This window comes from Streptosporangium sp. NPDC003464, from assembly GCF_053588315.1.
Window position 1 is genome coordinate 1 of the sequence record NZ_JBSFPS010000030.1, and the last position, 26,588, is coordinate 26,588.

Genomic DNA, 26,588 nt, shown 5'->3' on the forward strand with positions numbered 1-26,588 from the left:
TTGCAACGGCTGGCCACCGCGCAGGACGAACCCGATGACCTCGCCGCTGTGGGGCATCCGTACCGTCAGCGTGCCGGTGGGGTGGAGGTCGAGAGGGCCGGGGCGTCTCGGCGTGCGCGGGCCCCTCAGGTCACGGCCGTCTGGACGGGGGTCACCGAGCCCAGGGTGACCAGCAGGCCCCGGCCGGGCGGGCCGCCGACCGCGCCGCGGGGCAGCCGGATCGTGAACAGGTCGCCGTCGGCGGGGCTCTGGACCGACAGCAGCAGACCCGTGCGGGCCTTGCGGGCCTCGGCGACGAAGCCGCGGTAGGCGGTGGTCAGGTCGCCGGTGGTGCCCGCGATGATCAGGCCGTGCTCGCCGTCGCGGCCGGTCCGGAGCACCTGCTCCAGGGCCGTGCCCAGGGGGGTGTCGGCGGAGATCAGCTCGGCGTCGTCGACGATCACCACATACCGCTCCTGCCCCGCTAGGGCCTCGGGCAGGTCGCCGTCCGCGCCGAGTACGGCCAGCACCCCCGGGGCGTCCACCAGCGTGCTGAGCGGGCTGCGCCGGGGGGTGACCAGGGCCACGGGCGTGCCCCGCGCCAGCAGGGAGCGGGCGGCGGTCAGCAGCGCCGAGGAGCGGCCGGACCTGGACGGGCCCGCGACGACCGCGCCGGGCCCGTGGGCGAGCAGGTCGACGCCGAGCGGGGCCAGCGAGTCGCCTCCGGCGCCGAGCAGTGCCCACAGGGGCGAGGGAGGCTCGAAGGACGGCGCCAGCTCCAGCGCCTGCGCCGCGGTGATCCGCATGGGCAGCGCGTCCACCCGCAGGGGCGGCTCGCAGTCCCAGAGCCACCCGCCGGACCCCGCCGCCGCGTCCCCGGCGAAGCGGGCGGGCACCGCGCGGGCCAGCGCCTGGAGCGCGCCGACCTGGGCCGGCCCGGAGGGGTCGTCGCAGAGCAGGGAGATCTGGCTCTCGGCGAGGCCGTGCTCGCCGGTGGACAGGGCGCGGCCGGGGGCGAGCGTGGCCGGCAGGTCCTTGACGGGCAGCCCGGCCAGGCCGTAGTCGGCCGGGTCGGCCAGTCGCAGGATCAGCCGGTCGTCGAAGACCGTGGAGATCTGCCCGATCAGCGCCGAGCGGTCGCCGGTCACCACGGCGCGCAGCCCGACCGCCGGGCCCTCCCGGAGCAGCTGCATCAGCGACTCGATCAGCCGCCCGTAGTCGTAGCCCTCGAAGGCGGCGACGTATCCCTCCCACCGGTCGAGCATCAGCACCAGCCAGGGCAGCCGCGGGCCCCCGGCGGCGGCGCGCAGCTCGGCCAGCGACGCGTATCCGGCCTCGGCCAGCAGTTGCTGGCGCCGCCCGACCTCGGCGCGCAGGCGGGCCAGCAGCCGCTCCACCCGGTCGAGCTGGTCGCGGGTCACCACCGCCCCGCAGTGCGGCATCGCCATCAGCGGCAGCAGCGCCCCCGAACCGCAGTCGATCGCGTGCACGTGCACGTCCTGCGGGGACGCCCCGGCCGCGATCGCCCCGGCCAGCGTGCGCAGCGCGGTGGAGCGCCCGCTCCGCGAGGCGCCGGCCAGCAGCAGGTGCCCCCCGTGGGCGAGGTCCAGCGTCAGCGCCCGCCGGTCCTGCGCCCACGGCAGGTCCGTCACCCCGAACGGCAGCGGCGGCACCTCCTCCGCCCCCGCCCGGTACGGCGGCGCGCCGCCGGGCGGGTCGGCCAGGCCGGGGGCGACCACGAGGTCGCCGAGCGGCGGGAGCCAGGGGCTGGGCTGCCGCGGCACCCCGGCGATGCGGGCGGCGTCGGCCAGGGCGTCGGCGAGTATGGACAGGTCGGTGACCGGCGAGCCCTCGGGGGCCGTCCCGGGCGCCGGCAGCGGCTGTCCCAGGGCCCGCCAGCCGACCTCCGTCACCCGTGCCCTGACCTCGGCGGATCCCCCGGGGCTCCGGCCGCCGATCCGGGCCGTCTGCACGGCCGTCGCCGCGCCCGCGCCCGACTTCACGTAGCACCGGCCGGGGGCCGACTTGGGGATGTGCGAGGCGTCCGGCCGGCCGATGACGTCGGCGGACTCGGCGGCGTCGGTCACCCGCAGCGCGATCCGCAGCGAGGTGTTCGCCTGGATGTCGGCGGTGACCACGCCGCCGGGCCGCTGGGTGGCCAGGATGAGGTGGATGCCGAGCGAACGGCCCCGCCTGGCGATGTCCACCAGCCCGGTCATGAAGTCGGGCAGCTCGCTCACCATCGCCGCGAACTCGTCGATGACCAGCACCAGCCGGGGCAGCGCGGCCGGCGGTCCGGCGCGCCCGCGCAGCGGCCCGGCCGGGGTCCTGCCGCCGGCCACGAGCAGGTCGCGGGAGGCGCGGGCCGCCCGCGTGTCGCGGATCGCGTGGTAGTCCTCGATGTCCTTGGCCCCGGCGGCCAGCAGCAGCCGCTCCCGGCGGCGGATCTCGGCGGCCAGGGACGTCAGGGCCCGCTGCGTCAGGTGGCCGTCCAGGTCGCTGACCATGCCGACCGTGTGCGGGAGCCGTACGCACTCCTTGAAGGCGGCCCCGCCCTTGTAGTCGATCAGCACGAACGTCATCTCGTCGGGCCGGTTGGCCACCGCGAGCGAGCAGATCAGGGTCTGCAGCAGCTCGGACTTGCCCGCGCCCGTGGTGCCCGCGATGAGCGCGTGCGGCCCGTCCACCCGCAGGTCGACGGAGAACGGCCCGTCGGGGCCGGCCCCGATCACGGCCTCGGTGCTCCGGCCCCAGCGCTCGGCGAGGGCCGCGCCCGACACCGAGGGCAGCTCCAGCAGCTCCAGCAGCCGCGCGGAGCCGGGCAGCGCCAGGGCCGAGTCGTCCCGGCTGACGTCGCGGATGGGGGCCAGGGAGCGGGCGAGCCGGTCGCACCAGGTCACCGAGACCTGGTCGGCCAGGATCTCGCCGAGGTCGTCCAGGCCGCCGCCGCGCAGCCGTATCATGCCGCCGTCCGTCACGGCGGCGACGGTGGCGCACTCCTCGGGCAGCAGCCGCTGGTCGTCGTCGACGGCCAGGGTGTAGACGCCCGCCCGGGGGCCCTGGCGGAGCACCTGCGGCATGCCGGGCAGCGCGCGCAGGACCTGGGCGCCGTCCAGGACGACCAGCACGTCGTAGGGGCGCTCGTCGTAGACCGGGGCGGCCTCCGCCGCCCCCGGGCCGCCGCCGAGGTCGCCCCAGCCGGTCGGGACGCGGGCGAGCTTGGCCGACGGACTCTCCTCCTCGCCGAGACGCTCGTCGATCAGCCTGGTCAGCTCGCTCACCCGGCGGGCGGCCGCCTCCGGGTCGGCGCCGACCAGCGCCACGCAGTCCTCGCCGCCGTGCGGGGCGCTGTGCGGCAGCCAGCGGACCCAGTTCCAGCGCTCGTCGCCGTCGCCGTGCGCCGACAGCACCACGATCGCCAGGTCGCGCGGGCTGTGCAGGGCGGCGGCCTGGCCGACCAGCCAGCGGGCCAGGCCGGCCGTCGCCTGCCGCGGTCCGGTCAGGCCGGCCACGCCCAGGCGGCGCATGACCAGCGCCACCGGGACCGCGTGGCAGGTCGGGAGTTCGGGCAGCGGGCCGTCGAGCGGGGCGGAGCGCTCGGGGACGAACTCCAGGGCGGCGGGGAGGTCGGCGAGGCCGACCCGGAGGCGGAGCGCGTCGGGGTCGTGGTCGCGGCGCTCCCACAGCCGCCGCCGGGGGCCGGTCGCGGTGAGCAGCACCTCGGCGGGGTCGGGCGCGGCGGCCCGGCGGCGGGTCTCGTCGGCGGCGCGGGCCTCCTCCACGGCGGCCTCGAACGCCTTCAGCCGCTCCTTGTACTGCTTGACCTGCTGGCGGTACTGCTTGCGGCCGTGCCGCCGGTCGCTCCACCACTGACCGATCATGATCAGTGGGGTCATCAGCGCGAACAGCAGGAAATACCACGTCTTGAACGCCCAGGCCATGGCCAGCCCCAGCCCGGCGGGCAGGAAGGCGGTCAGCAGCTGCAGCCGCATGGTCTCGGCGCGCTTGGGCTCGGCCGGGACCTCGAAGCGCCGCTCGCCGTCCGGGGCGCGGAGCCGGGGCGGCCGGTTGTAGGCGAGCCCGCCGTCGGGCTGGGCGTCCAGATGCGCGTCGGGCGGCTCCACGGCCTTCAGGGTCAGCACGGTCGAGCCGCAGGTCAGCAGGGCGTGCTCGGGCCACGGCGCCGGGCCTTCGAGGGGCTCGCCGGCCAGCAGCGCCACGGCCCCCGCCCCGGGTTCCACGGTGATGGCGTCGGGGGTGAGCCTGATCACGGCGGCCTCGCCGGACAGCCGGGGGTCGGGGACGGCCACCCCGCAGGCGGGGTCGGAGCCCACGGTGTGGACGCCCAGGCTGAGGCGGTGCACGGATCCGGCGGCGGGCCCGCCGATCACCCGGACCTCCACGATGCCGCCGGGCTCCTCGGCCATCGTCGCCCCGGCCAGGTCGCGGTCGAGGGTGACGAGGTCGCCGTCGCGGAGCAGGCCGAGCGCGGGGGCGTCGGGGTCCAGGGGACGGCCGTCGCGCCAGAGCGTCGGAGGGGCGGCGCCGGGGGAGTCGTGGCCCAGCCCGTAAGGCGCCTTGCTCCGTGTCAGCCGCACCACGTTGGTCGGCCGCTCGCCGCCCTGCCCGGCCAGCGACTCCGCGAGCCGCGCCACCGTGGTCGTCTCGTCCCCCTCGACCATGACATCGCGGTCGGCGTGCTCGCTGAGCACGGTGAGCATGATCCGCATCGACGCTCTCCTCGGGTCGGGCCCCGGTCCAAGGTACAGAGTGGGAACGGTCCGGGAGGAGCTGTTTGCGGCAATGCCGTGGGGCACGGGCCGGTATGTGGAAAACATGGCGGCCTGTGGACAACTGTCGGACGCTGTTGCCCGGTTATGCCGTTCTTAATGGGCGTTTGCCGATTTGAGCGCTCCGGAGAGGCTGGGGATTCACCGCGCGGAGCTGTGGAAAACTCAGCCGGGACCTGTGGGGTCCCGCCGGGCCCGGGTCCGGGCGTGGAGCTCGCCGGCCTTCTCCTCCAGCAGCCCGGCGTACGCGCTGACCTCGGAGGCGACCTCCGCCAGCCCGGCCGCCGCGCGGTGCAGCCCCGCGACGACCCGCCCCGTCGCCGGCGCGCCGGCGATGCGTTCGGCCCCGCGATGGCGTAGCCGTCCGATCGCCGTCCGGAGAAGCCGGATCCGCCCTGACCCCGGTGTGCCGCGCCTGAACCAGTTGGCCATGGCGTAAGGATGGCACATTTTGAACGGGTTCAGGGTGGTAGGAGACGTGCGATCCGGCGACGGGGGAGTGAAGGCGGCGAGACATTTGCCGGAATGAAAGGTGTAAATAGTGGGAAGCCTGTTACGTGGGTTAATCCATCCCTTATCACCTTGATAAGTCAGCTGTCACCTAGCCAAACCGTCAGTTTCTTCCAGATCAGCGTTGACAGAGGCGTTCCTATCAAACGAGCATGGGTCTTGGCTTTTGTCCGGCAGTTCATCGGCACGGTGCGCATAATGGCGTAAATTCGACCACGTAGTCCCCATATTGTGATCACTCTGGGAGTCCCCCTGCCCATGAGGACCAGTGAGAAGCCAACGAGCCGTCCCCCGGTGAACTCCGAGCGGCAAGGCCCGGCGGCCGCCCTTTCCGGACCGGCGTCGCGCAAGCTCCCCGTCCCCCCGCGCGAGCGCAGGCCCGCACTCGCGGCCCTGGCCCTGCTGCTCATCCTGGGCGGCGCGCTGGCCACCACCCTGCTGGTCCTGCGCAGCGGGGACCGGGTCTCGGCGATCCAGATCGTCCAGCAGGTCGGCACCGGCCAGCGCATCCCCCGGGCCGCCATGCGGGAGGTCCAGATCGCCGACACCGGCATCGGCTACGTGGCCTATGCCGACAGCGTCCGCGTCTCGGAGCACTACGCCCGCGTCACCCTGCTGCCCGGGACCCTGTTGACCAGGGAGATGGTCGTCTCGGCGAGCGCGGAGCTGGGGCCGGGCAAGGCACGGGTGGGCCTGGCGCTCAAACCGGGCCAGCTCCCGGCCAACCTGGCGCAGGGCGACCGGGTCCAGGTCATCCACGTGCCGGGCCGGGGCGGCGGGGCCGGCGCCCAGAGCCGCGTGCTCGCCCAGGCCGCGCTCGTCCACAGCGTCGGAGGCCAGAGCAAGAGCGGTCTGTCCGGCCAGGTGACGATCATCGTGGACGCCACGGTGTCGCCGACGATCGCCGCCTACGCCTCCAACGGTGAGATCGCCCTGGCCGAGCTGCCGGGAGCGCGCTGACGTGGCGCTCATCGTGCTGGCCGCCGACAAGGGGGCGCCGGGCGTGACCACGGCGGCCACCGCGCTCGGCGCGGTCTGGCCGCGCCCGGTGCTGCTGGCCGAGTGCGACCCCGCCGGCGGGGACATCGCCTACCGCCTGCCCGCCGCCGACGGCGGCGTGCTCAATCCCGGGCGGGGCCTGCTCACCCTGGGCGCCACCGCCCGCCGCGGCCTCCACCCCGACCAGGTCTACGAACACACCCAGAAGATCGTCGGCGGCCTCGACGTGCTGACCGGGCTGACCCACGGCGAGCAGGCCGCCGGGCTGAGGTGGCTGTGGGGCCCGCTCGGCCGGGCGCTGGCCGCCCTGCCCCACGCCGACGTGCTGGCCGACTGCGGCCGCCTCGGCGGCCACCCCGAGACGGCCGAGCTGACCGCCGAGGCCGCGATGGTGGTGCTGTTCACCAGGGCGAGCCTGGACCACGTCGCCCACCTGCGCGAGCGCCTCCAGGTGATGCCCCGCGACCCGCAGGTCGGGGTGGTGGTGATCGCCGACCCCCGGCAATACCGCACGACGATCGACGAGGTCCGCCGGATCGTCGCCGCCACCGGCAGGGAGGCCGCCTTCGTGAGCGGGCTCGCCCACGACCCCAAGGGCGCGGAGCTGCTGCGCGGCCAGTGGGGCGGGCGCCTGGACCGCTCCCTGCTGATCCGCACCGCCCGGGAGCTCGCCGGCCGCCTGGCCGCCCAGGTCCGCGCCCCGGAGCCGGCCGCATGACCATCGACCACACGCTGGTGAAGCGCTTCCGGCAGGAGGTCGGCGACCGGCTGGCCCACCAGCGCCGCCTGGACCAGGCCAGCGGCCTGGTGCCGATGACCGGCGAGGACGAGCGCCAGTTCGCCCGCGCGCTGATCGCGCAGGTCCTGGAGGAGTTCGCGCGCGGCGAGATCGGCGTCGGCAGGACCCCTCCCACGGCCGAGGAGGAGGAGGCGCTGGCCGCCGGGATCCACGCGGCGCTGTTCGGCGTCGGCCGGCTGCAGCCGCTGCTGGACGACCCCGAGGTCGAGAACATCGACATCAACGGCTGCGACCGGGTCTTCGTCGGCTACGCCGACGGCCAGGAGATCATGCGCGATCCGGTGGCCGAGTCCGACGAGGAGCTGGTCGAGCTGATCCAGATCCTCGCCGCCTACAGCGGCCTGTCCAGCAGGCCGTTCGACACCGCCAACCCCCAGCTCGACCTGCGCCTGCCGGACGGCTCCCGGCTCTCGGCGGTGATGGACGTGACGGTCCGCCCGTCGGTCTCCATCCGCCGCTCCCGGCTGGGCAAGGTCTTCCTGAGCGACCTCGTGGGCAACGGCACGCTCACCCCGGAGGTCGGCCGCTTCCTGTCGGCCGCCGTGGCCGCCAGGAAGAACATCATGATCTCCGGCTCCACCAACGCCGGGAAGACGACCCTGCTGCGCGCACTGGCCAACGAGATCCCGCCGTCCGAGCGGCTGATCACCGTGGAGCGCGCGCTGGAGCTCGGCCTCGACCAGTTCCCCGAGCTCCATCCCAACGTGGTGGCCTTCGAGCAGAGGCTGCCCAACTCCGAGGGCCAGGGCGAGATCAGCATGGCGGAGCTGGTCCGCCGCTCGCTGCGGATGAACCCGTCCCGGGTGATCGTCGGCGAGGTGCTCGGCGACGAGATCGTCACCATGCTCAACGCGATGACCCAGGGCAACGACGGCTCGCTGTCCACCATCCACGCCAACTCCTCGATGGAGGTCTTCAACCGCATCGCCACCTACGCGCTCCAGGCCGCCGAGCGCCTGCCGATCGAGGCCACCCACATGCTCATCGCGGGCGCGATCGACTTCGTGGTCTTCATCGAGAAGCGCAACGAGTACGCGGCGGGCGGGCGGCTGCGCCGCTACGTGTCGAGCGTGCGGGAGGTGGCCGGGGTGGACGGCAGGGTGCTCTCCTCGGAGGTTTTCGCGCAGTCCCCCGACGGCCGGGTGCTGCCGCACGCCCCGCTGTCCTGCCTGGAGGAGCTCACCCGCCACGGCTACGACCCGGGAGGCTGGAGGTGATCCCCCTGCCGCCCGGACTGCTCGACCCGCTGGCCCTGCTGGCCGGGGCGGCCGTCGGCGCCGGGCTGTTCCTGCTCGGCCTGGCCCTGTACGGCACGCGCCCCCGGCCGTCGGCCCCCGACAAGAAGGCCGGTCGGCGCCGGCTCCTCAAGGCCCTGTCCACCCGGTCGGCAGCGGGCGCCATCGCCGGCGTGCTCGTGCTCGTGGTGACCGGCTGGCCGGTCATGGCCGTGGGGGCGGTGCTCCTCGCCCTGGGCTGGCGGGGCCTGTCCGGCGGCGCGGCCGAGGAGCGCACGGCGATGCGGCGGCTGGAGGGACTGGCCGCCTGGACCGAGTCGCTCCGCGACACCATCGCCGGAGCCGCGGGCCTGGAGCAGGCGATCCCGTCGTCGATCCGGGCCGCGGCGCCCATGCTCCGCCCGCACCTGCGCGCGCTGGTGGACCGCCTGCACACCCGGATGCCGCTGCCCGACGCGCTGCGGCTGTTCGCCGACGAGCTCGACGACCCCTCGGCCGACCTGGTCGTGGCCGCGCTGATCCTCAACTCCAAGCTGCGCGGCCCCGGCCTGCGCGACGTGCTCGGCGCGCTCGCCGTCTCGGCCCGGGAGGAGCTCGACATGCGCCGCCGGGTCGAGGCCGAGCGCCGCTCCACCCGGCGCAGCGTGCAGATCGTGGTCGGTACGGCCCTGGCCTTCGCCGTCGCGCTGGTGGTGTTCAACCCCTCCTACGTCGAGGAGTACGACAACACCCTCGGCCAGGCCGTGCTCGTGGTGGTCGCCGGGTTCTTCGGCGCCGGCTTCGCCTGGATGCGCCGCCTGGCCCGCTTCGACAAACCCGCCCGCCTGCTGGGCCTGCCCTCGGGAGGAGAGGTGCGCGATGACTGAGCCGCTGCTGGCCGGATCGGTGCTCGGGCTGGGCCTCTTCCTGCTCATCCGGGCGCTGTTCCCCGCCCGGCCCGGGCTCGTGACGCGGCTGCTGGCGCTGGACGCCGCCAGGGAGGGCACCGACGTCCCGCGCATGCAGCTCGTCCTGCCCGACGAGGAGGTCAGCGCCTTCCGCCGGGGCCTCGGCGTGCGGCTGGCGCGCTTCTACGCGGCCCGGGGGTGGGAGGCCCGCTCGGCGAAGGCCGACCTGGCCCTGCTCGGCAGGTCGTTCGAGGGGTTCCTGGCCACCAAGATGCTGCTGGCCGCCTCGGGGCTGCTGGCCTTCCCGCTGCTGATCGGCTGGCTGGTGCTGATGGAGTGGGGCGTCTCGCTCACCATCCCGCTGTGGGCCGCCCTCGCCGTCGCCGGGGTCTTCTTCGTCCTGCCGGACCTGCAGATCAAACGCGACGCGGCCCGGATGCGCCGCGACTTCCGGCACGTCGTCGGGGCCTTCCTGGACCTGGTCGCGATGAACCTGGCGGGCGGGCGCGGCGTGCCGGAGGCACTGATGATGGCGGTCTCGGTGGGCAGCCCCGGCGCCGACGACGAGGGGGCCAACTGGGCGATGAACCGGATCCGCGAGGCGCTCGGCAACGCCAGGATCGTCGGCATCACCCCCTGGCAGGCCCTCGGGCAGCTCGGCGACGAGATCAACGTCGACGAGCTGCGCGACCTGTCCGCCGCGCTCGGCCTGGTCGCCGACGACGGCGCCAAGGTCCGCGCGTCCCTGTCCGCCCGCGCCGCGACCCTGCGGCGGCGTGAGCTCGCCGAGGTGGAGGGGCAGGCGGGTGAGCGGTCCCAGTCGATGCTCGTCGCCCAGCTCCTGCTCTGCGCGGGCTTCGTGATCTTCCTGAGTTTTCCGGCCGCTATGAAGATGTTGGGGTCCTGACCATGCTGAGCCATCCGTGGATCGTCTATACGGCCGCCTTCCTGAGCACGCGGATCGACAGGGCGCGCAACGCCCCCACCCGAGGGGCCTCGGCCGTCGAGTGGGTCATCATCACGGCCATCATCGCCGGGGTCGCGCTGGGCCTCGCCACGCTCATCAAGACCCTGGTCGAGGGGAAACAGGCGGAGATCTCCAACCAGTTCGGCGGTGGTGGCGGCGGAGGTGACCAGGGTGGCGGCGGAGAGCCGTGACCGGCAGCGGGGCGCCGCCGTCATCGAGCTGGCGATGATCATGCCGGTGGTGCTGGCCGTCATCCTGCTCGTCGTGCAGTTCGCCCTGTGGTTCCACGGGCGCCAGGTGGCCGACGCGGCCGCCCGCGAAGGGGCCCGGCTCGCCCGGGTCGACACCGACTCCTGGGAGAGCGACGCCGAGGAGCGGGCCGGCGAGGTGCTCAGGGCCGTCGGCCCCAAGCTCCTCGACGGCGCCACCGTCACCGCCTGGGAGGAGGGCGACCAGCGGGGTGTCGAGATCACCGCCACCGCGGTCCAGGTCGTCCCGCTGCTGCCGGCCACGACGTTCACCATCACCTCGCGCTTCGGCGGCCCGGTCGAGTGCTTCCGCCCCGACGACGGGAGCGAGGGATGCCCGTGACACTCCCGGCCCTCTTCCGGCGCGGCGGCGGCCCGGCGCGATACGGCCGCGGCCCGGTGCGGTGCGGCGGCGGATCGGCGCGGTACGGCCGCGGCCCGGTGCGGTGCGGCGGTGGATCGGCGCGATACGGCCGCGGGCCGGCCCGGCACGGCCGCGAACGCGGGTCGCTGACGGCCGAGACGGTGCTGCTGGCCCCGGTCTTCCTGCTGTTCCTGCTCTTCCTGGTCGGCGCGGGGAGGGTGGTGGAGGCCCAGGGCGAGGTCAACGGCGCGGCCAGGGACGCGGCCAGGGCGGCCTCGGTCGAGCGCACGCTGTCGGAGGCCGAGGAGGCCGCGGGCAGGACCGCCGAGGAGTCGCTGTCGGGCGAGTGCCAGCCCGAGGTGAGCCTGGCCGGCACGGACTGGCAGGAGGGCGGCCAGGTCCGGGCCGAGGTGACCTGCACGCTGGACCTCGGCTTCCTCGGCTTCGGCGCCGCCAAGCAGATGAAGGGCGACTCGGTGGTCCCGCTGGAGCAGTTCCGGAGGGTCGAGTGAGCCGCGCGGGTGACCGGGGGTCGATGTCGGTCTTCACAGTGATCTTCTCCGTGGCGGTCTTCCTGCTGGCCGGGCTCCTGGTCGACGGCGGGGCCGCCATCAACGCCAGGCTGCGGGCCGCCGACATCGCCGAGCAGGCGGCCCGGGCGGCCGCCGACCAGATCGACGTCGAGCACCTGCGCGCCACCGGCCAGGCCCGGCTGCTGGAGGGGGACGCGGCCTGCGCCGAGGCCGAGGAGATCGTCTCCGCGCACCGCACCGACGACGTCCAGCTCGCCGGGTGCACGGTCGGCGGCGGCCAGGCCGAGGTCACCGTGCGGGTCTCGGTGCCGTGGGAGGCGTTCTTCCTCGCCGCCTTCGGCTTCTCCGGCTCCGAGGCGGAGGGCGAGGCCACCGCCGGGCCCGACACGGGGGAGGACGTCTGATGGCCCGGCACGGCCGCGGCGGTCCCGGCGGGCGGGAAGGGCCGCCCCGGACGCCCTAGACCAATTGCGGCGAATCACTGGCCGAGCGGGTGACGGACGACGAATCTGAACGGGGAGGGAGACTCATGCCCACGCGACAGCCCATGCGCATCAGGCCCAGGCGCACCGCGGGTGACCTGTTCGCCGGACTCGGCGCGCTGGCCGCGCTGGTCGCGCTGCTCGGCGGGGTCCCCTACGCCCTGCTCCGGCTGGCCGGGCCGCCGCTCCCGCCCGAGCTGCTCGACCTCGACCTGCTGACCAGCCAGGTCGGCACCGGCACGATCGTCGCGATCCTCGTGCTGCTGGTCTGGCTGGCCTGGCTGCAGCTGGCCGTCTGCGTGATCGTCGAGGTCTACGCCGGGCTGCGGCGGGTCGGCATGCCGGCCAGGGTCCCGCTCTCCGGGAGCACCCAGGCGCTGGCCAACCGGCTGGTCTCGGCCGTGCTGGTGCTGTTCACCGTGTCGGCGGTGGTCGTGCCGATCGCGAAGGCCGGCGGCCCGCCGCCCGCCCGCCCCGCCGTCGCCGCGGCGGCCGCGCTGTCGGCGCTGCCGGCGCCGGTCGCCGAGGAGCGGGCGCCGCTGGTGCCGGTGGGAAAGGCCAAGAAGGTCTACGTGGTCCAGCCGCCGCACGGCCGGCACCACGAGAGCCTGTGGGAGATCGCCGAGAAGTGCCTCGGCGACGGGCGGCGCTATCCGGAGATCTACCGGCTCAACCAGCACAAGGAGCAGCCCGACGGCAGCCGCCTCCACATGGCCGACCTGATCAGGCCCGGCTGGGTGCTGGACATGCCGGACGACGCCCGGAACATCCACATCGTCCCGGCCGACCAGCCCCGCGACGACACCCTCAAGGAGCACCCGGGCAAGCCGGTGGAGCTCGACGGCCGCGCCCGGACCCTCACCCCCGACCGGGCGGACCTCCCGGCGGAGGCGCGGCCGGACGTCTCCCGCCCTTCGGACACCTCCGTCGTCCCCGGCGGCGGGGAGAACGCCGAGACGGGCCGGGTCCCCGCGGATCCCTCCCGGCGCTCCCCCCAGGAGCCCGCCACCGAGCGCGGCGCCGGGCGGGAGTCCCGCACGGCGGCCGATCCCGGCGGCGCCGGGCAGCAGGCCTCGGAGCGCGGCACCGGGCACGACCCGTCCGTGGCCGCCGGCCCCGGCGGTCAGGACTCCGGGCTGGAGCTGCTCGACTACCTGGCGGGGGCCTCCCTGGCGGCGGCCGGGCTGCTGGCGGCGCTCGGCCGCAGGCGCCGGCGGCAGCTGTGGTACCGGGCGTTCGGGCACCGGATCGTCCGGCCGAGGGACGACGCGGCCCAGGCCGAGCTGGCGCTGCGGCTGGGCGCCGACGCTCCGGGCAGCCGGATGCTGGACATCGGGCTGCGGCTGCTCGGCAGGTCCCTGGCGGCCCAGGACCGCGTCCCGCCCACGATCTACGCCGCGCACCTGTCCTCGCGGACCCTCGACCTGTGGATCCACCCGCCCGACCGCGACGCCCCGGCCCCCTGGGCCGCCCACGACGGCGGGCAGGTGTGGCGGCTGCCGGCCCACGAGGGACGGATGCTCGACGAGCAGGCGCTCGCCGGCGCGCCGGCGCCGTATCCGGGCCTGGTCTCGCTGGGCTCCAACGGCGAGGGCCGGGTGCTCGTCGACCTGGAGGCGGCCCACGGGCTGATCAGCCTCAGCGGCGCCCAGAGCACCGCCGCGCTCGCCGCGCTCGCCGTGGAGCTGGCCACCAACCGCTGGTCGGACCGGATGCGCGTCACGCTCGTCGGTTTCGGGGAGGAGCTCGCCGTGATCGCCCCCGACCGGATCCGCTGCGCGGGCAGTCTCGCCGAGATCCTGCCCGAGCTGGAGGCCACGGCCGAGGAGCGGGGCCACGGCGGCGAGGTGCTCACCGGCCGGGTCCACGGCCGCGCCGCCGACCCGATCTGGCCGCCGCACTACGTGCTGTCCGCGGTCGCCCCGAGCGCCGAGGAGGGCCGCCGCCTGGCGGTGCTCGCCCGCAAGGGCGTCCGCACGGCCGCCGGGTACGTCGTGGCGGGCAAGGTCCCGCACGCCACCTGGAACTGGGAGATCACCGACGACGGCCGGGTCACGGTGGACGCGCTCGGCTTCGAGGTGACCGCGCAGCTGCTGCCCCGCCGCCACTACCGGGCGCTGGTCGACCTGTTCCACACGGCCGGGCAGCTCGACGGGGAGCTCCTGCCCGACGGGCCGGAGCCGGTCCCGCAGACGCCCTCGATCGAGGTGCGGATCCTCGGCGCGGCCGAGATCACCGGTCCGCCGCCGATGGAGGAGGGGCGGGCGGTGCTCGCCGTCGAGCTCGTCGTCTACCTGGCGACCCACCCGGGCGGCGTCCACCCGGTGGTGCTCGGCGGGATCCTCTGGCCGCGGGGCGTGCAGCCGGTGGTCAGGGACGCCACGATCGCCAGGGTCGTCGCGTGGCTGGGCACCGACAGCGCCGGGCGGCCCAACCTCTACGCCGACGAGTCGGGGCGGCTCCGGCTCGGCCCCGAGGTGCGGACCGACTGGATGCTCTTCCGCGAGTCCGTCCGCCGCTCGCACGCCGATCCCGCCCTGCGCGCCGTACTGCTGGAGAAGGCCCTGAACCTGGTGCGCGGCCCGCTGCTGAACGGCCGCCCGCGCGGCCGCTACGCCTGGCTGGCCGCAGACGACCTGGAGTACGACGTGACCGCCGCCGTCGCGGACGCCGCTCACCGGCTCTGCGAGATACGGCTGGCCGACGGCGAGGCGGCCCAGGCCGTCGCGGCGGCGCGGGCCGGGCTGCTGCTGGCCGCCGACGACGAAGGACTCTGGAGAGACCTGCTGCGGGCCACCCATCTCACCGGCGACCCCGGCCGGCTGCGGGCCGTGGCCGAGGCCCTGCACCGGCGGGCGTCCCACCACGGCGCGGGCGGGATGGCGCCGGAGACGGAGGCGCTCATCGACGAGCTGCTGCCTTCGTGGCGGATACGTTCGGCGCCGTCGGCATGAGCGGGCCAGTGGCTGTGCGTGCGCTGCGTATGCGTGCGGTAGCTGTACGTGCCATGGCCGTGCGTGTGGTGGCTGTGCGTACGGTGCTGGTGCGTGCGATGGTGGCGCTGGCTCTGCTCGTGCCGGTGGTGGGCTGTTCCTCACCCGCCCCCCGGCCGTTCACCCCCGTCGACCTCCCGGTGGGCGCTCCGAGCACCTCGGTGCGGGCCGCGCCCACCCCCCGGGTGGAGACGGTCGAGGTCGCGCCCGGCGTCCAGGTGGTGGTGGAGTGGCCCGCCGTGGCCGACCCCGACACCACCGGAATGATCAACGTCTTCCGTGATTACTTCGCCGGGTCGTTCAAGGCAGTCGTCACCGGGGGGCGCGACACCGCCTACCTGGAGACGGTCCAGGACGGCGCCAGCCGGGACGCCTACTCGTGGGTCCAGGAGTTCCTGGACCAGCGCAGGTCGGTGCGCGGGACCGCCCGCCTGTACGCGCTGAACGTCAGCTCGGTCACCGGCCCCGGGGCGCAGCTCGACGTGTGCGTGGACGAGTCGGGGATGCGGCTCGTGGACTCCGGGACCGGCGAGGCGGTCGGCGAGCAGCCCGACTGGACCAGGGAGCCCTACTTCCAGCTCGCCGGGGTGCGGAAGGGCGAGGACGGGGTCTGGCGGATCAAGCTGCTCCGGCACGCGGAACTTCCCAGCGAACGCGCGAAGGGATGTCTTCGATGATCATGAATGTGGCCCTCGCGGGACTGCTGCTGCTCGCCCCGGTGGGCGCCGATCCCGGGGGCGGCGGCGGCGAGGGCTTCCAGGACGGCCGCACCGCCGGGGTCCGCCTGCAGAACTCCAAGATCATCATTACCGGGACCGGGCTCAGCGGCAAGAGTGACGGCTATCGGATCAAGCGCCCTTGCTGGTACGAACCCGACAAGGGTGCCGACGAGACGCTGAAGGACCAGGAGGCGCTGCGGAACCTGTGGTTCCGCTACACCCCGGGCGCCACGGAGGAGAAGTTCCAGGAGTTCCTCAAGCAGTTCAAGGACAAGGCCGGCAAGGAGGGCCGCTGGTGGAAGCCCGCCTACAACGGGGCCGATCCCGACGGGGTGTCCTGCTGGAACGGGCTCGACCCCTTCGTGTGGGTGCCGCCCGGCACGACCCCGCCCAGCGGGATCACCATCGCCGAGCTCGTCGAGATCGCCCGCGCCGCGCTGACCGTGCCCGAGCCGAAGATCCAGCTCAATCCGGACGCCAGGAGCTACGTCAACCTGCCGACCTGGGTATGGCTGGGCGGCATCGGCGCGCCCACCCGGTCGGTGACGGCCACGATCCCGGGGTTCATGAGCGCGACCGTGACCGCCACCCTGCAGGACGTCAAGATAGACGCGGGCACGACCGCCGACCGCGCCGAGGTCAAGGAGGACTGCGGGCCGGGCGGCAGGCCGTACGTCAAGGGCGGCAAGTTCACCTGCGGCGTCCGATACCTGCGCGCCTCCGCCGACCAGCCGCGTGAGGTCTACACGCTGACCGTCACCTCGGTCTGGCCCGTCCAGGTGCAGGACAACGTGGTGCCCTTCGCCTACGACCCGATCGAGGCCGGCGCCACCCGTGACGTCGAGGTGGGCGAGGTGCAGAGCACCGTCACCGGGACCAGGTGACGCCGGGAGGGGGCCGGCCCGGCGCGCGGGCCGGCCGCCTACAGCACGCTGGTCTGGGCGAGCGCGTTCTCGTGGGTGAGCAGCCACCGCTTGACCGGTGTGCCGTAGTAGTAGCCGCCGAAGCCGCCGGTGGAGGGCAGGATGCGGTGGCAGGGGACGAACGGCGCGATCAGGTTCTGCGCGCACGCCGCCCCGGCGGCCCTGGCCGCCGTCCTCGGCATCCCCGCCCGCTCGGCGAGCTCGGCGTAGCTGATCGTGACCCCGGGCGGGACCTGGCGCAGGGCCGTCAGGAGCCGCTGCCGCTTGGGCGTCCCCGGCTGCGTCAGCTCGACGTCGTCGAGGGCCGTCAGGTCGCCGTCCAGGTAGTCACGTACGGCCTGCGCCGGACGGCCCAGGTCCGCCACCTGGCGCAGGCCGGACTCCTGCAGCCGGGGCGAGAGCCGGGCGAACATCTCGGACGGGTCGGCGGTGAAGCCTGCCGCGACGATGACCCCCTCGTGCGAGAGCAGCGCCAGCGGGCCGGTCGGGGTGGGGAGGATCTGTGCCTCGATCATCACGAACTCCATAGGTGTAGCGCGGCGTAGGCCCGCCAGGGGCGCCACCGCTCGATGTGCTCTTCCGGGATGCCCAGGTCCGCCATGGCCCGCCGCAGCCCGAGGTCTCCCACGGGCCACGCGTCCGGGTCCCCCAGCGCCCGCAGGGCGATGTAGCTGGCCGTCCACGGTCCGATGCCCGGCACCTCCAGCAGCCGGGCCACGGCCTCCCCGGGCTCCTGGGCCCCGTCCAGGTCGATCTCCCTGGCCGCCACCCTCGCGGCGAGCGCCTTCAGCGTGGCCACCCGCCGTCCGGTCATCCCGAGCCCGTCGAGGTCGGCCCCCATGAGCTCGTCAGGGGTGGGGAACAGGTGGGTGAGCTCCTCGGCGCCGGTGGGGCGGCCGGCCCGGCCGACGATGCGGCCGAGGATGGTGCGGGCGCCGGCGACGGAGATCTGCTGGCCGACCACGGCGCGGACGGCCACCTCGAAGCCGTCCCAGGCGCCCGGGACCCGCAGGCCGGGGCGGGCGGCGACCAGGCCGGCCAGGGAGGTCTGGCCGAGGGCGTCGGAGATGGCCTCGGGGTCGGCGTCGAGGTCGAGGAGGCGGCGGCAGCGGGCGACGATGCGGGCCAGGTGGCGGGTGTCGTCGAGGCGCACCTCCAGCCGGACGTGGCCGGGCGCCGGGGTGAGGGTGACCGTGCCGCCCGGGACGGCCCGGCGGTAGCCCGTCTCGTCGACGTGTTCCAGCCCGGGGATCGCCCGTGCGCCGAGGAAGCGCATCAGCAGCTCCGCCTCGTACGGCTCGCGCCGGTGCAGCCGGAGCGTCAGCGTGTTGTCGGTGACCGCCCGGCCCGCCGTGATCCGCAGCTCGCCGGGGGTGAAGCCGTAGGTCTCCTTCATGGTCGCGTTGAACTGCCGCACGCTCCCGAACCCCGAGGCGAACGCCACGTCGGTGATCGACAGCCCGGTCTCGGTCAGCAACTGCTTGGCCAGCAGCAGCCGCTTGGTCCTGGCGACGGCCAGCGGCCCGACGCCGATCTCGGTGGTGAACAGCCGGTGCAGGTGCCGCTCGGTGATGTGCAGCCGCCTGGCCAGCTCCCCGACCCCGCCGTCGTCGGCCACGCCCTCGTCGATGAGCCGGAGCGCCCGGCCGATCAGGTCGCCCCGGTGGTCCCAGCCGGGGTCGCCGGGGCTGAGCTCGGGCCGGCAGCGCTTGCAGGGCCGGAACCCGGCCGCCTCGGCGGAGGCCGCGTGGCGGTAGAAGCGCACGTTGCGGGAGGCGGGGGTGCGGGCGGGGCAGATCGGCCGGCAGTAGATGTGCGTGGAGGTGACCGCCGTGTAGAACCGCCCGTCGAACCGGGCGTCCCTCGCGGTCACCGCGCGGTAACAGGAATCGAAGTCAAGCTCTCTCACGGACACACTGACGACGTTAGCCGCAGCGCATTCCGGGCGACTGGCGGGAATCGGACGCGACCGTCAGGCGCCCGGTCACTTGGAGGAGACGCCGACTCCGATCTCGAATTCCCGGTAGACGCGGGCCCAGAAACCGTCGCGGAGCCAGACCCTGGCCTCGGGGTAGGGGCGCAGGGAGTGGCCGAGCTCCTTCTCCGCCTCGATGAGGAGCTCGGTGTCGATGACCGTGGGGAGGATCGGGCCGGGGAGCAGGTCGCGGATGTTGTCGCGGCCGCGGGTGAGGATCCACTTCTGGGCCACGTGCTCGCCGACCTCCTCGACCCGGGGGCGGCTGGGGCCGAGCTTGGCGATCTGGCCGACGGGCGCCTTGGGCTTGACCGCGGCGGGGGTGCGGGCGGCGAAGACCTGGGCGGGTGAGGGGGCCACCGGGGCGGCGGGGACGGGGACGGGGACCGGGGTGCGGCTGAAGAAGGAGCGGAGGAAGTCGGCGGTGATGATCTCGACGGTGTCGGACTCCCAGACGAGGCGCTCGGCCTGGTTGGTGCCGTAGGGCGGCTCGACGCCCCACAGGTGGATCCGGACCCCGTAGGCCTGGGCGGCCTCGACGGCGGGGACCATGTCCTCGTCCCCGGCCAGCAGGATCGTGTCGCTCACCGCGTGATGCCTGGCCAGCGCCTCCAGGTCGCTCCTGATCTGCGCGTCCACACCCTTCTGCTGGCCCCGCGCGTTGAGGTTGCCCAGGCGCACCTTGACCCAGGGGAGCTGGGCGATGACACGCTGGTCCACGGTCGGCACCCGGTCGCGCGCGGCGTCGTACCAGTAGATCCTCAGCAGCTCGCCGTGAATGCGGGTTTCGGCGTGTTTCTGCAGCGCCTGGATGAGCTCGTCAGCCGCGACGCGGTATTCTTTGCGCTCCTTGGCGCCGAGAAGCACTTCCCCCGCCGCCGCGTACAGATACCCCACGTCCACCAAGACTGCGTACTTCGCGGCGACGGGATGGGAGCTGAGGTCCAGGATGGTCATGTCGTCCTCCAGGCCTCGGAACTAGCTGATCGGCTGACTATATGCGCCCATTTCTTAGATAGTCCCAACTCTCGCGCAACTTGACACCCCGTTCTTGGGATCTATCTCGGCAGTCCGCTTGATCTCCATGCGCCTTGTCCGATCGGAAGAGGTTTTCGCATGCGATGTGTGGGATTACGCCAGGTTCCGGCCTTCCGTACGGCTTTCGGCGCCGGATCCGCCTGTGACGCGAGCGCGATCACCAGTGCGGCGATCTCCTCTTGCGTCGCGTCCCCACGGACGATCCTCAGGTGCGTCATAGCGGGATGTTCCCATGCTTCTTCGGGGGCAGGCTCGTGCGCTTGTTGCGCAGGGCGCGCAGTGCCCTGACGATCTGGACTCGGGTCTCGGACGGGCGGATCACGGCGTCCACATACCCACGTTCGGCCGCGAGATACGGGTTGGCGAGCGTGTCTTCGTACTCGGTGACGAGCCGGGCCCGCTGGGCGTCGGGATCGTCGGCCGCGGCCAGCTCCCGCCGGTAGAGGATGTTGACCGCGCCCTGCGCGCCCATCACCGCGATCTGCGCGGTCGGCCAGGCCAGATTGACGTCGGCGCCCAGGTGCTTGGAGCCCATGACGTCGTAGGCCCCGCCGTACGCCTTGCGGGTGATCACCGTGACCAGCGGCACGGTCGCCTCGGCGTAGGCGTAGAGCAGCTTGGCGCCGCGGCGGATGATTCCGTTCCACTCCTGGTCGGTGCCCGGAAGGAAGCCGGGAACGTCCACGAATGTCAGCACCGGAATGTTAAAGGCGTCGCACGTCCGGACGAATCTCGCGGCTTTCTCCGAAGCGGCGATGTCCAGCGTCCCGGCGAAACTCAGCGGCTGGTTGGCCACGACCCCCACGGAACGCCCTTCGACCCGACCGAAACCCACGACGATGTTGGGCGCGAATTGCGCGTGCACCTCAAGGAATTCGGCGTCGTCGAGGACGTGCCCGATGACCGTGTGCATGTCGTAGGGCTGGTTCGCCGAATCCGGGATCAGCGTGTCGAGCTCGCGGTCCTCGTCGGTGGTGGAAAGGACCGGATCCACGTCGAAGGCCGGAGCCTCGTCCAGGTTGTTGGAGGGCAGGTAGGACAGCAGCGCCCTGGCGAACTCCAGACAGTCGGCCTCGTCGGCGGCCTCGTAGTGGGCCACGCCCGACCTGGAATTGTGCGTGTGCGCGCCGCCGAGCTCCTCGAACGTCACCTCCTCGCCGGTGACCGTCTTGATGACGTCGGGGCCCGTGATGAACATGTGCGACTTCTCCGACACCATCAGCACGAAGTCGGTGAGCGCGGGCGAGTAGACGGCGCCGCCCGCGCACGGGCCCATGATCAGTGAGATCTGCGGGATCACCCCGGAGGCGTGCACGTTCCGCTTGAAGATCTCGGCGTACAGGCCCAGGGAGACGACGCCCTCCTGGATGCGCGCCCCGCCGGAGTCGTTGATGCCGATCACCGGGCAGCCGGTCTTCAGCGCGTGGTCCATCACCTTGACGATCTTCTCGCCGAAGACCTCGCCCAGCGATCCGCCGAACACCGTGAAGTCCTGGGCGAACACCGCCACCGGACGGCCGTCGACCGTGCCGTAGCCGGTCACCACGCCGTCGCCGTACGGGCGCTCGCGCTCCAGGCCGAAACTCGTGGACCGGTGTCTGGCCAGCTCGTCGAACTCCACGAAACTGTCGTCGTCCAGCAGCTCCAGCACCCGCTCCCGGGCGGTCATCTTGCCCTTGGCGTGCTGCTTGTCCACCGCGCGCGCGGAGCCGGCGTGAGCCGCCTCGTCCAGGCGCCGTTCCAGGTCGGCGAGTTTGCCGGCCGTGGTGTGAATGTCGATCCCGGCGGCCACCGGCTCAGCGCTCATCGGGTTCTTCCACTCCTATCCGCTCCACACGGTCTCCGGGTGATCCCGCTCAGGGTGATCCCGGCGGGTGCGGCACGCCGTCTCCGGCACCGCACTCCGTCCGGCGCGCCGGTCGCGCCCCGGCACCCGCCCATCCTCAGCAGGGTAACCGTTTCCTGACACGGCGAACTATCGGGGGCGGCCGTTCGTTGCCCGGCCGGAGACCTGATCCTCAAAATCGGAAATTCTGCCAAAGTGGGTGTCATGACCGACATAGCCGACGCGGTACGCACGCAGCAGCTCTTCAAGAGATTCGGGCAGCAGGTGGCCGTGGGCGGTGTCGACCTCATCGTGCCGCGTGGCAGTTTCGCCGGTCTGGTCGGTCCCAACGGCGCGGGCAAGACCACCACGCTCAGCATGGTCACCGGCCTGCTCCGCCCGGACGGCGGCGCCGTCCACATCGACGGCCTCGACGTCTGGCGCGACCCGGTCCCCGTCAAGGGCCGCATCGGCGTGCTCCCCGAGGGCCTGCGCCTGTTCGAGCGGCTGTCCGGCCGGGAGCTGCTCTCCTACAACGGCCAGCTCCGGGGCATCCCCAAGGCCGAGGTGGAGCAGCGGGCCGAGGAGCTGCTGCGGGTCATGGACCTGGCGGAGTCGGCCGACAAGCTCGTCGTCGACTACTCGACCGGCATGCGCAAGAAGATCGGTCTGGCCGCCGCGCTGCTGCACAACCCCAGGGTGCTCTTCCTGGACGAGCCGTTCGAGGGCGTCGACCCGGTCAGCGCCAACACGCTGGTCGAGGTGCTCCGGCGCTACACCGCCTCCGGCTCGACCGTCGTCTTCTCCAGCCACGTGATGGAGCTCGTCGAGCGTCTGTGCGACTGGGTCTCGGTGATGAACCGCGGCCAGATCGTCGCCCAGGGCCCGCTGGACCAGGTCCGCGCGGGGCGCAGCCTCAACGAGGCGTTCCTCGGGCTGGTCGGCGTCCGCGGCGACGACGGCGGTGGCGGAGGGGAGGGCCTGTCATGGCTGGGCGCGACCTCGGCATGAGCGCGGTGGACACCCCCGCCCGGGTGGGGCCCGCGGTCTTCGTCCGGCTCAAGCTCCGGCTGGTCGCCGGGAACCTGCGCGGCAGCACCGAGCGGCTGCTCGGATTCGTCTTCACCGTGATCGCCGCGCTCACCGTGGCGACTCTCGGGTTCCTCGGGACGAGCATGCTCCGCTTCGCGCCCGCCGACATCGCGGCGGACGTCGTGACCGTGCTGTTCACCGTCCTCCTGACGGGCTGGGTGATCGTCCCGCTGCTGGCGTTCGGCCTGGACGACACGCTCGACCCGTCCCGGCTGTCGCTGTTCCCGCTGCGGACCGGCCAGCTCGCCGCCGGCATGTTCGCCGCCTCGGTCACCGGGGTCTGGCCGATCGCCACGCTGGTCGTCACGGCCGGGGCGGTCGCGGGCCTGGCCACCGGGGCCGGCGGGGTGCTCCTGGGCGCCGTCGCGGTGCTGCTGCAGTTCGCGCTCTGCATCGTCACCTCGCGGCTGGTCACCACCTCCCTGTCCGGCATCCTGCGCACCCGCCGGGGCCGGGACGTGCTCGCCGTCTCGGTGATCTTCTTCATCCTGGCCGCGCAGCTCCCCAACCTGCTGCTCAACGGCGGCCTGGCGGGCGACCCGGCCGGGATGCTGCGCGAGGTCGCCTCGGTGCTCCGCTGGACCCCGCCCGGCATGGCGGCGCACGCCATCACCGACGGCGGCGCCGTGGCGGCCGGCGAGCTGGTCTTCCTCGCGGTCCTGGTCGTCGTGATCGGCCGGCTCTGGATCGCGGCGCTCCGCCGGGCGCTGGTGACGACCGACGCCTCCACCGAGGCCGCCTCGGTCCGCAACTCCAGGGGCCTGCTGGCGCGCGTCCTGCCCGACGGGCCGCTCGCCGCGGTCGCCACCAAGGAGCTCAAGTACGCCCGCCGTGACCCCCGGGGCCGGGTCGGCTGGTTCGCCGCCATCGCGGTCACCGGCATCATGTCCTTCTCCCTGACCCGCGGTGACGGGTCCGGGCCGACCGGCATGGCCATGGCGATCGCCCCCGCCTGCCTCGGCGCGGTGATGATCGGCCTGCAGACGTCCAACTCCTTCGGCATCGACGGCCGCTCGCTGTGGATGAACTCCATGATCTACGGCACCGGCCGGGACTGGCGGGCCGACCTCGCCGGGCGGCACCTGGCCGTCGTGACGATCGCGGCCCCGACGCTGGCCGTGCTGGCCGTGGTCGCCGCCGTCCTCGCCGGAGACCTCCGGTGGGCCGTCCCGGCCGCGCTCACCGCGTGGGGCGTCCTCGGCGTCGGGCTCGGGGTGGGGGCCATGACGAGCGTGCTCCTGCCGTACACGGTGCCCGAGCGGCTCAACGCCTTCACCGGCGCCGCGCCCGGACAGGGCGGCGTCGCCTTCGCCGCCTCCTTCGGCGCGATGATCGGCAGCAGCCTGCTGGCGCTGCCGGTCGCGCTGCCGGTCCTGCTCGGCCTCACCTGGGTCAGCGCTCTGGCCCTGCCGTACGGCCTGCTGATCTCCTGGGGCGGCCGCCGGATCGCCGGTGACCTCGGGTTCCGGCGATATCCCGAGATCCTGGCGGCGACCTCGCAGCCGAGCTGAATGGTCTAGTCCAATAGGTGAGACCAGTCTCCGCCGGAGAAAACGGACTGGCTACGCTGGCAAACATGTCCGCAATCGCGCACCAGCAGGCAGAACGTTCTTCCGCCGTCACCGAGATGCCCGACGCGCTGCGCGCGGACGTGCGGCTGCTCGGCGAGCTCCTGGGGCAGGTGATCGCCGAGTACGGCGGCGATGATCTGCTCGCCGATGTCGAACGTCTACGCAAGGCCGTCATCGCGGCCCGTCGCGGGAAGGTCTCGGTCGACGAGATCACCGCGATGGTCGCCGAGTGGCCCGTCGATCGGGCGGTGCAGATCGCCCGGGCGTTCACCTGTTACTTCCATCTGGCGAACCTGGCCGAGGAGCACTTCCGCATCCGCACGCTCCGGATCCGCGACACCGGCGAGGAGCCGCTGCCCGAGTCCCTGGCGCAGGCCGTCCAGGAGCTCGGCGGCGAGCGCGTCGGCGAGCTGGTGGAGGGGCTGCGGCTGCACCCGGTGCTGACCGCGCACCCGACCGAGGCCCGCAGGCGCGCGGTGGTCACCGCGATCCAGCGCATCAGCGACCAGCTCGCCGCCTACAACAGCCCCGAGCGGGGCGCCGCCGAGCGGGCCGAGACCCGGCGGCGGCTGCTGGAGGAGATCGACCTGCTCTGGCGGACCTCCCAGCTCAGGTCGACCAAGCTCGACCCGCTGGACGAGGTCCGCACCGCCATGGCGGCCTTCGACGAGACCCTGTTCCGGGTGGTGCCGATGGTCTACCGCTCGCTGGACGCCGCGCTCGGCGAGGGCACCGGCACCCGCGAGCCGCTGGCCCGCCCCTTCATCCGCTACGGGAGCTGGATCGGCGGCGACCGCGACGGCAATCCCAACGTCACCGCCAAGGTGACCAGGGACGCCGTGCTCATCCAGGCCGAGCACGTGCTGATCGCCCTGGAGAACGCCACCCACCGGATCGCCCGGACCCTCACGCTGACCACCGGCTACACCCCTGCCTCGGCGGAGCTGCGCGCCGCGCTCGCCGCCGCCGAGAACGACCATCCCGACCTGGTCTCGGAGATGGCCACCCGCTCCCCGCAGGAGCCGCACCGGCAGTGGCTGCTGTTCGTCGCCGCCCGGATCGCGGCCACCCGGCAGCGCGGCCTCGACCTGGCCTACCGCTCGCCCGAGGAGCTCCTGGCCGACCTGCGGACCGCCCAGGCGTCGCTGGTCGCGGCCGGGGCGAGGCGGCAGGCGTACGGCGAGCTGCAGCACCTGATCTGGCAGGTGGAGACGTTCGGCTTCCACCTGGCCGAGCTGGAGGTGCGCCAGCACTCGCAGGTCCACGCCGCCGCGCTGGCCGAGCTCGCCGAGGGGCGGACCTCCGAGCGCACCGACGAGGTGCTGGCCACCATCCGCACGATCGGCTGGATCCAGGAGCGCTACGGCGTGACCGCCTGCTCCCGCTACGTCGTCTCCTTCACCCGCTCGGCCGACGACATCGCCGCGGTCTACGCGCTGGCCGAGCACGCGCTCGGCGACAAGGCGCCGCAGCTCGACGTGGTCCCGCTGTTCGAGTCGGGCGCCGACCTGGCCAACGCCCCCTCGGTGCTGTCGGGGATGCTGGAGATCCCCGGCATCCAGGCCCGTCTGGCCGCCGCCGGCCGGCGCCTGGAGGTCATGCTCGGCTACTCCGACTCCGCCAAGGAGCTCGGCCCGGCCGCCGCGACCCTGAAGCTGTACGAGGCGCAGGAGGCGCTGGCCGCGTGGGCCGCCGAGCACGAGGTGCGGCTGACGCTGTTCCACGGCCGGGGCGGCGCGCTGGGCCGGGGCGGCGGACCGGCCAACCGGGCCGTGCTCGCCCAGGCCCCGGGCTCGGTCGGCGGCCGTTTCAAGGTGACCGAGCAGGGCGAGGTCATCTTCGCCCGCTACGGCCACGCCGCCATCGCCCGCCGCCACATGGAGCAGGTCACCTCGGCGGTGCTGCTGGCCTCCACCCCGTCCATCGAGGCCCGTACGGCCGAGGCCGCCGGGCGCTTCCGGGGGGTCGCCGAGCAGGTCGCCTCCGCCTCGGAGAAGGCCTACCGGTCGCTGACCGAGGCGCCCGGCTTCCCCGAGTGGTTCTCCCTGGTCAGTCCGTTGGAGGAGATCGGCTCGCTCCGGCTGGGCTCCCGCCCCGCCAGGCGCGGCCTCGGGGCGCCCCGCTCCCTCGACGACCTGCGGGCCATCCCGTGGGTGTTCGCCTGGGCCCAGACCCGGGTCAACCTGCCCGGCTGGTACGGCCTGGGCAGCGGCCTGGAGGCGGTGATCTCCGAGTCCGGCCTGGACGAGCTGCGCGCCGCCTACCGCGAGTGGCCGCTGTTCGCCTCGCTGCTGGACAACGTGGAGATGTCGCTGGCCAAGACCGACCGTGACATCGCGGCCCGCTACCTCGCGCTGGGCGGCCGGGACGACTTCGTCGAGCAGGTCCTGCACGAGTACGACCTCACCCGCCGCCTGGTCCTGGAGATCACCGGTCACAGCCGCCTGCTGGAGAACCGCCGGGTGCTGTCGCGCGCGGTCCAGCTCCGCGACCCCTACGTGGACGCGCTCTCCCATCTCCAGCTCCGTGCCCTGTCGACGCTCCGCGCCGACGACGGGCTGTCGGAGGAGGAGCGTGAGCGGCTGTCCACGCTGTTGCTGCTGTCGGTCAACGGCGTCGCCGCCGGTCTGCAGAACACCGGATGACGGCCTGCCCGCCG

Annotated in this window: 22 protein-coding genes; 15 read left to right on the forward strand and 7 right to left on the reverse strand. The window is 73.7% G+C overall.

All coding sequences use genetic code 11. The annotated features are described in order from the left end of the window. Window positions 1–125: 125 nt before the first annotated feature. Both ACWDS7_RS09620 and ACWDS7_RS09625 read right to left on the reverse strand, forming a co-directional pair. Window positions 126–4,709 carry an FtsK/SpoIIIE domain-containing protein gene (locus tag ACWDS7_RS09620; RefSeq protein ID WP_451928888.1) on the reverse strand — a complete coding sequence of 1,528 codons (4,584 nt, stop codon included), beginning with the start codon at window positions 4,707–4,709 and terminating at the stop codon, window positions 126–128. Window positions 4,710–4,934: 225 nt separating this feature from the next. Further along, a complete protein-coding gene (locus tag ACWDS7_RS09625; RefSeq protein ID WP_451928889.1) occupies window positions 4,935–5,201 on the reverse strand; it encodes a hypothetical protein in 267 nt (88 codons plus the stop codon). Between the two features lie 336 nt (window positions 5,202–5,537). Here ACWDS7_RS09625 and ACWDS7_RS09630 point away from each other — a divergent pair, with 336 nt between their 5' ends. The 12 genes from ACWDS7_RS09630 to ACWDS7_RS09685 all read left to right on the forward strand — a co-directional run bounded on the left by ACWDS7_RS09630 (window position 5,538) and on the right by ACWDS7_RS09685 (window position 16,389). After that, a complete protein-coding gene (locus tag ACWDS7_RS09630) occupies window positions 5,538–6,239 on the forward strand; it encodes a hypothetical protein (RefSeq protein WP_451928890.1) in 702 nt (233 codons plus the stop codon). Between the two features lies 1 nt (window position 6,240). Further along, window positions 6,241–6,996 carry a hypothetical protein gene (locus tag ACWDS7_RS09635; RefSeq protein WP_306859253.1) on the forward strand — a complete coding sequence of 252 codons (756 nt, stop codon included), beginning with the start codon at window positions 6,241–6,243 and terminating at the stop codon, window positions 6,994–6,996. Then, window positions 6,993–8,294 (forward strand): CpaF family protein, encoded by a 1,302-nt coding sequence (locus ACWDS7_RS09640; RefSeq protein ID WP_306859251.1) that lies wholly within the window; start codon window positions 6,993–6,995, stop codon window positions 8,292–8,294. Before ACWDS7_RS09635 ends, ACWDS7_RS09640 begins: the two co-directional genes overlap by 4 nt. Next, complete coding sequence (locus ACWDS7_RS09645; RefSeq protein WP_451928891.1) at window positions 8,291–9,178, forward strand: type II secretion system F family protein; 888 nt, start codon at window positions 8,291–8,293, stop codon at window positions 9,176–9,178. The genes ACWDS7_RS09640 and ACWDS7_RS09645 overlap by 4 nt, the downstream gene beginning before the upstream one ends. Further along, window positions 9,171–10,106: a type II secretion system F family protein gene (locus tag ACWDS7_RS09650; RefSeq protein WP_451928892.1), complete on the forward strand. Its 936-nt coding sequence runs from the start codon at window positions 9,171–9,173 to the stop codon at window positions 10,104–10,106. The genes ACWDS7_RS09645 and ACWDS7_RS09650 overlap by 8 nt, the downstream gene beginning before the upstream one ends. A gap of 2 nt (window positions 10,107–10,108) precedes the next feature. Continuing rightward, window positions 10,109–10,357, forward strand: a complete 249-nt coding sequence (locus tag ACWDS7_RS09655; RefSeq protein ID WP_306859245.1) for a Flp family type IVb pilin — start codon at window positions 10,109–10,111, stop codon at window positions 10,355–10,357. Continuing rightward, window positions 10,329–10,757 carry a TadE/TadG family type IV pilus assembly protein gene (locus tag ACWDS7_RS09660; RefSeq protein WP_451928893.1) on the forward strand — a complete coding sequence of 143 codons (429 nt, stop codon included), beginning with the start codon at window positions 10,329–10,331 and terminating at the stop codon, window positions 10,755–10,757. Before ACWDS7_RS09655 ends, ACWDS7_RS09660 begins: the two co-directional genes overlap by 29 nt. Next, window positions 10,748–11,290, forward strand: a complete 543-nt coding sequence (locus tag ACWDS7_RS09665; RefSeq protein WP_451928894.1) for a TadE/TadG family type IV pilus assembly protein — start codon at window positions 10,748–10,750, stop codon at window positions 11,288–11,290. Before ACWDS7_RS09660 ends, ACWDS7_RS09665 begins: the two co-directional genes overlap by 10 nt. After that, the gene (locus ACWDS7_RS09670) at window positions 11,287–11,715 is read left to right on the forward strand and encodes a pilus assembly protein TadG-related protein (protein ID WP_451928895.1); all 429 of its coding nucleotides are present in this window, start codon (window positions 11,287–11,289) and stop codon (window positions 11,713–11,715) included. Before ACWDS7_RS09665 ends, ACWDS7_RS09670 begins: the two co-directional genes overlap by 4 nt. 125 nt (window positions 11,716–11,840) lie before the next feature. After that, window positions 11,841–14,747: a BTAD domain-containing putative transcriptional regulator gene (locus ACWDS7_RS09675; protein ID WP_451928896.1), complete on the forward strand. Its 2,907-nt coding sequence runs from the start codon at window positions 11,841–11,843 to the stop codon at window positions 14,745–14,747. A gap of 68 nt (window positions 14,748–14,815) precedes the next feature. Continuing rightward, a complete protein-coding gene (locus ACWDS7_RS09680; protein ID WP_451928897.1) occupies window positions 14,816–15,463 on the forward strand; it encodes a hypothetical protein in 648 nt (215 codons plus the stop codon). Further along, window positions 15,460–16,389 (forward strand): hypothetical protein, encoded by a 930-nt coding sequence (locus tag ACWDS7_RS09685; protein ID WP_451928898.1) that lies wholly within the window; start codon window positions 15,460–15,462, stop codon window positions 16,387–16,389. Before ACWDS7_RS09680 ends, ACWDS7_RS09685 begins: the two co-directional genes overlap by 4 nt. Before the next feature lie 38 nt (window positions 16,390–16,427). On the opposite strand, the gene ACWDS7_RS09690 is transcribed toward ACWDS7_RS09685, so the two are convergent. From ACWDS7_RS09690 to ACWDS7_RS09710, 5 genes are all read right to left on the reverse strand, one after another. After that, complete coding sequence (locus ACWDS7_RS09690) at window positions 16,428–16,943, reverse strand: methylated-DNA--[protein]-cysteine S-methyltransferase (protein ID WP_306859231.1); 516 nt, start codon at window positions 16,941–16,943, stop codon at window positions 16,428–16,430. After that, window positions 16,943–18,343 (reverse strand): AlkA N-terminal domain-containing protein, encoded by a 1,401-nt coding sequence (locus tag ACWDS7_RS09695; protein ID WP_451928899.1) that lies wholly within the window; start codon window positions 18,341–18,343, stop codon window positions 16,943–16,945. Before ACWDS7_RS09695 ends, ACWDS7_RS09690 begins: the two co-directional genes overlap by 1 nt. 69 nt (window positions 18,344–18,412) lie before the next feature. Beyond that, complete coding sequence (locus tag ACWDS7_RS09700; protein ID WP_306859226.1) at window positions 18,413–19,360, reverse strand: NYN domain-containing protein; 948 nt, start codon at window positions 19,358–19,360, stop codon at window positions 18,413–18,415. Between the two features lie 101 nt (window positions 19,361–19,461). Further along, window positions 19,462–19,659 (reverse strand): acyl-CoA carboxylase subunit epsilon, encoded by a 198-nt coding sequence (locus tag ACWDS7_RS09705; protein ID WP_451928900.1) that lies wholly within the window; start codon window positions 19,657–19,659, stop codon window positions 19,462–19,464. Beyond that, on the reverse strand, window positions 19,656–21,248 hold the full coding sequence (locus ACWDS7_RS09710) for an acyl-CoA carboxylase subunit beta (protein WP_306859222.1): 1,593 nt from the start codon (window positions 21,246–21,248) through the stop codon (window positions 19,656–19,658). The genes ACWDS7_RS09705 and ACWDS7_RS09710 overlap by 4 nt, the downstream gene beginning before the upstream one ends. A gap of 243 nt (window positions 21,249–21,491) precedes the next feature. On the opposite strand from ACWDS7_RS09710, the gene ACWDS7_RS09715 reads away from it, so the two are divergent. The 3 genes from ACWDS7_RS09715 (at window position 21,492) to ACWDS7_RS09725 (ending at window position 26,574) form a co-directional block, all read left to right on the forward strand. Then, the gene (locus ACWDS7_RS09715; RefSeq protein WP_306859220.1) at window positions 21,492–22,277 is read left to right on the forward strand and encodes an ABC transporter ATP-binding protein; all 786 of its coding nucleotides are present in this window, start codon (window positions 21,492–21,494) and stop codon (window positions 22,275–22,277) included. After that, window positions 22,253–23,869, forward strand: coding sequence for a hypothetical protein (locus ACWDS7_RS09720; RefSeq protein WP_451928901.1), 1,617 nt, complete (start codon window positions 22,253–22,255; stop codon window positions 23,867–23,869). The genes ACWDS7_RS09715 and ACWDS7_RS09720 overlap by 25 nt, the downstream gene beginning before the upstream one ends. 65 nt (window positions 23,870–23,934) lie before the next feature. Continuing rightward, window positions 23,935–26,574 (forward strand): phosphoenolpyruvate carboxylase, encoded by a 2,640-nt coding sequence (locus ACWDS7_RS09725; protein WP_451928902.1) that lies wholly within the window; start codon window positions 23,935–23,937, stop codon window positions 26,572–26,574. Window positions 26,575–26,588: the final 14 nt, after the last annotated feature.

Bases quoted from the DNA above. Each gene is read 5' to 3' on its own strand.
- ACWDS7_RS09650 (WP_451928892.1), top strand. From the start codon at position 9,171: ATGACTGAGCCGCTGCTGGCCGGATCGGTGCTCGGGCTGGGCCTCTTC.
- ACWDS7_RS09705 (WP_451928900.1), bottom strand. From the start codon at position 19,659: ATGACGCACCTGAGGATCGTCCGTGGGGACGCGACGCAAGAGGAGATC.
- ACWDS7_RS09620 (WP_451928888.1), bottom strand. From the start codon at position 4,709: ATGCGGATCATGCTCACCGTGCTCAGCGAGCACGCCGACCGCGATGTC.
- ACWDS7_RS09700 (WP_306859226.1), bottom strand. From the start codon at position 19,360: ATGACCATCCTGGACCTCAGCTCCCATCCCGTCGCCGCGAAGTACGCA.
- ACWDS7_RS09655 (WP_306859245.1), top strand. From the start codon at position 10,109: ATGCTGAGCCATCCGTGGATCGTCTATACGGCCGCCTTCCTGAGCACG.
- ACWDS7_RS09640 (WP_306859251.1), top strand. From the start codon at position 6,993: ATGACCATCGACCACACGCTGGTGAAGCGCTTCCGGCAGGAGGTCGGC.
- ACWDS7_RS09725 (WP_451928902.1), top strand. From the start codon at position 23,935: ATGTCCGCAATCGCGCACCAGCAGGCAGAACGTTCTTCCGCCGTCACC.
- ACWDS7_RS09630 (WP_451928890.1), top strand. From the start codon at position 5,538: ATGAGGACCAGTGAGAAGCCAACGAGCCGTCCCCCGGTGAACTCCGAG.
- ACWDS7_RS09675 (WP_451928896.1), top strand. From the start codon at position 11,841: ATGCCCACGCGACAGCCCATGCGCATCAGGCCCAGGCGCACCGCGGGT.
- ACWDS7_RS09685 (WP_451928898.1), top strand. From the start codon at position 15,460: ATGATCATGAATGTGGCCCTCGCGGGACTGCTGCTGCTCGCCCCGGTG.
- ACWDS7_RS09690 (WP_306859231.1), bottom strand. From the start codon at position 16,943: ATGATCGAGGCACAGATCCTCCCCACCCCGACCGGCCCGCTGGCGCTG.
- ACWDS7_RS09665 (WP_451928894.1), top strand. From the start codon at position 10,748: ATGCCCGTGACACTCCCGGCCCTCTTCCGGCGCGGCGGCGGCCCGGCG.
- ACWDS7_RS09710 (WP_306859222.1), bottom strand. From the start codon at position 21,248: ATGAGCGCTGAGCCGGTGGCCGCCGGGATCGACATTCACACCACGGCC.
- ACWDS7_RS09715 (WP_306859220.1), top strand. From the start codon at position 21,492: ATGACCGACATAGCCGACGCGGTACGCACGCAGCAGCTCTTCAAGAGA.
- ACWDS7_RS09720 (WP_451928901.1), top strand. From the start codon at position 22,253: ATGGCTGGGCGCGACCTCGGCATGAGCGCGGTGGACACCCCCGCCCGG.
- ACWDS7_RS09625 (WP_451928889.1), bottom strand. From the start codon at position 5,201: ATGGCCAACTGGTTCAGGCGCGGCACACCGGGGTCAGGGCGGATCCGG.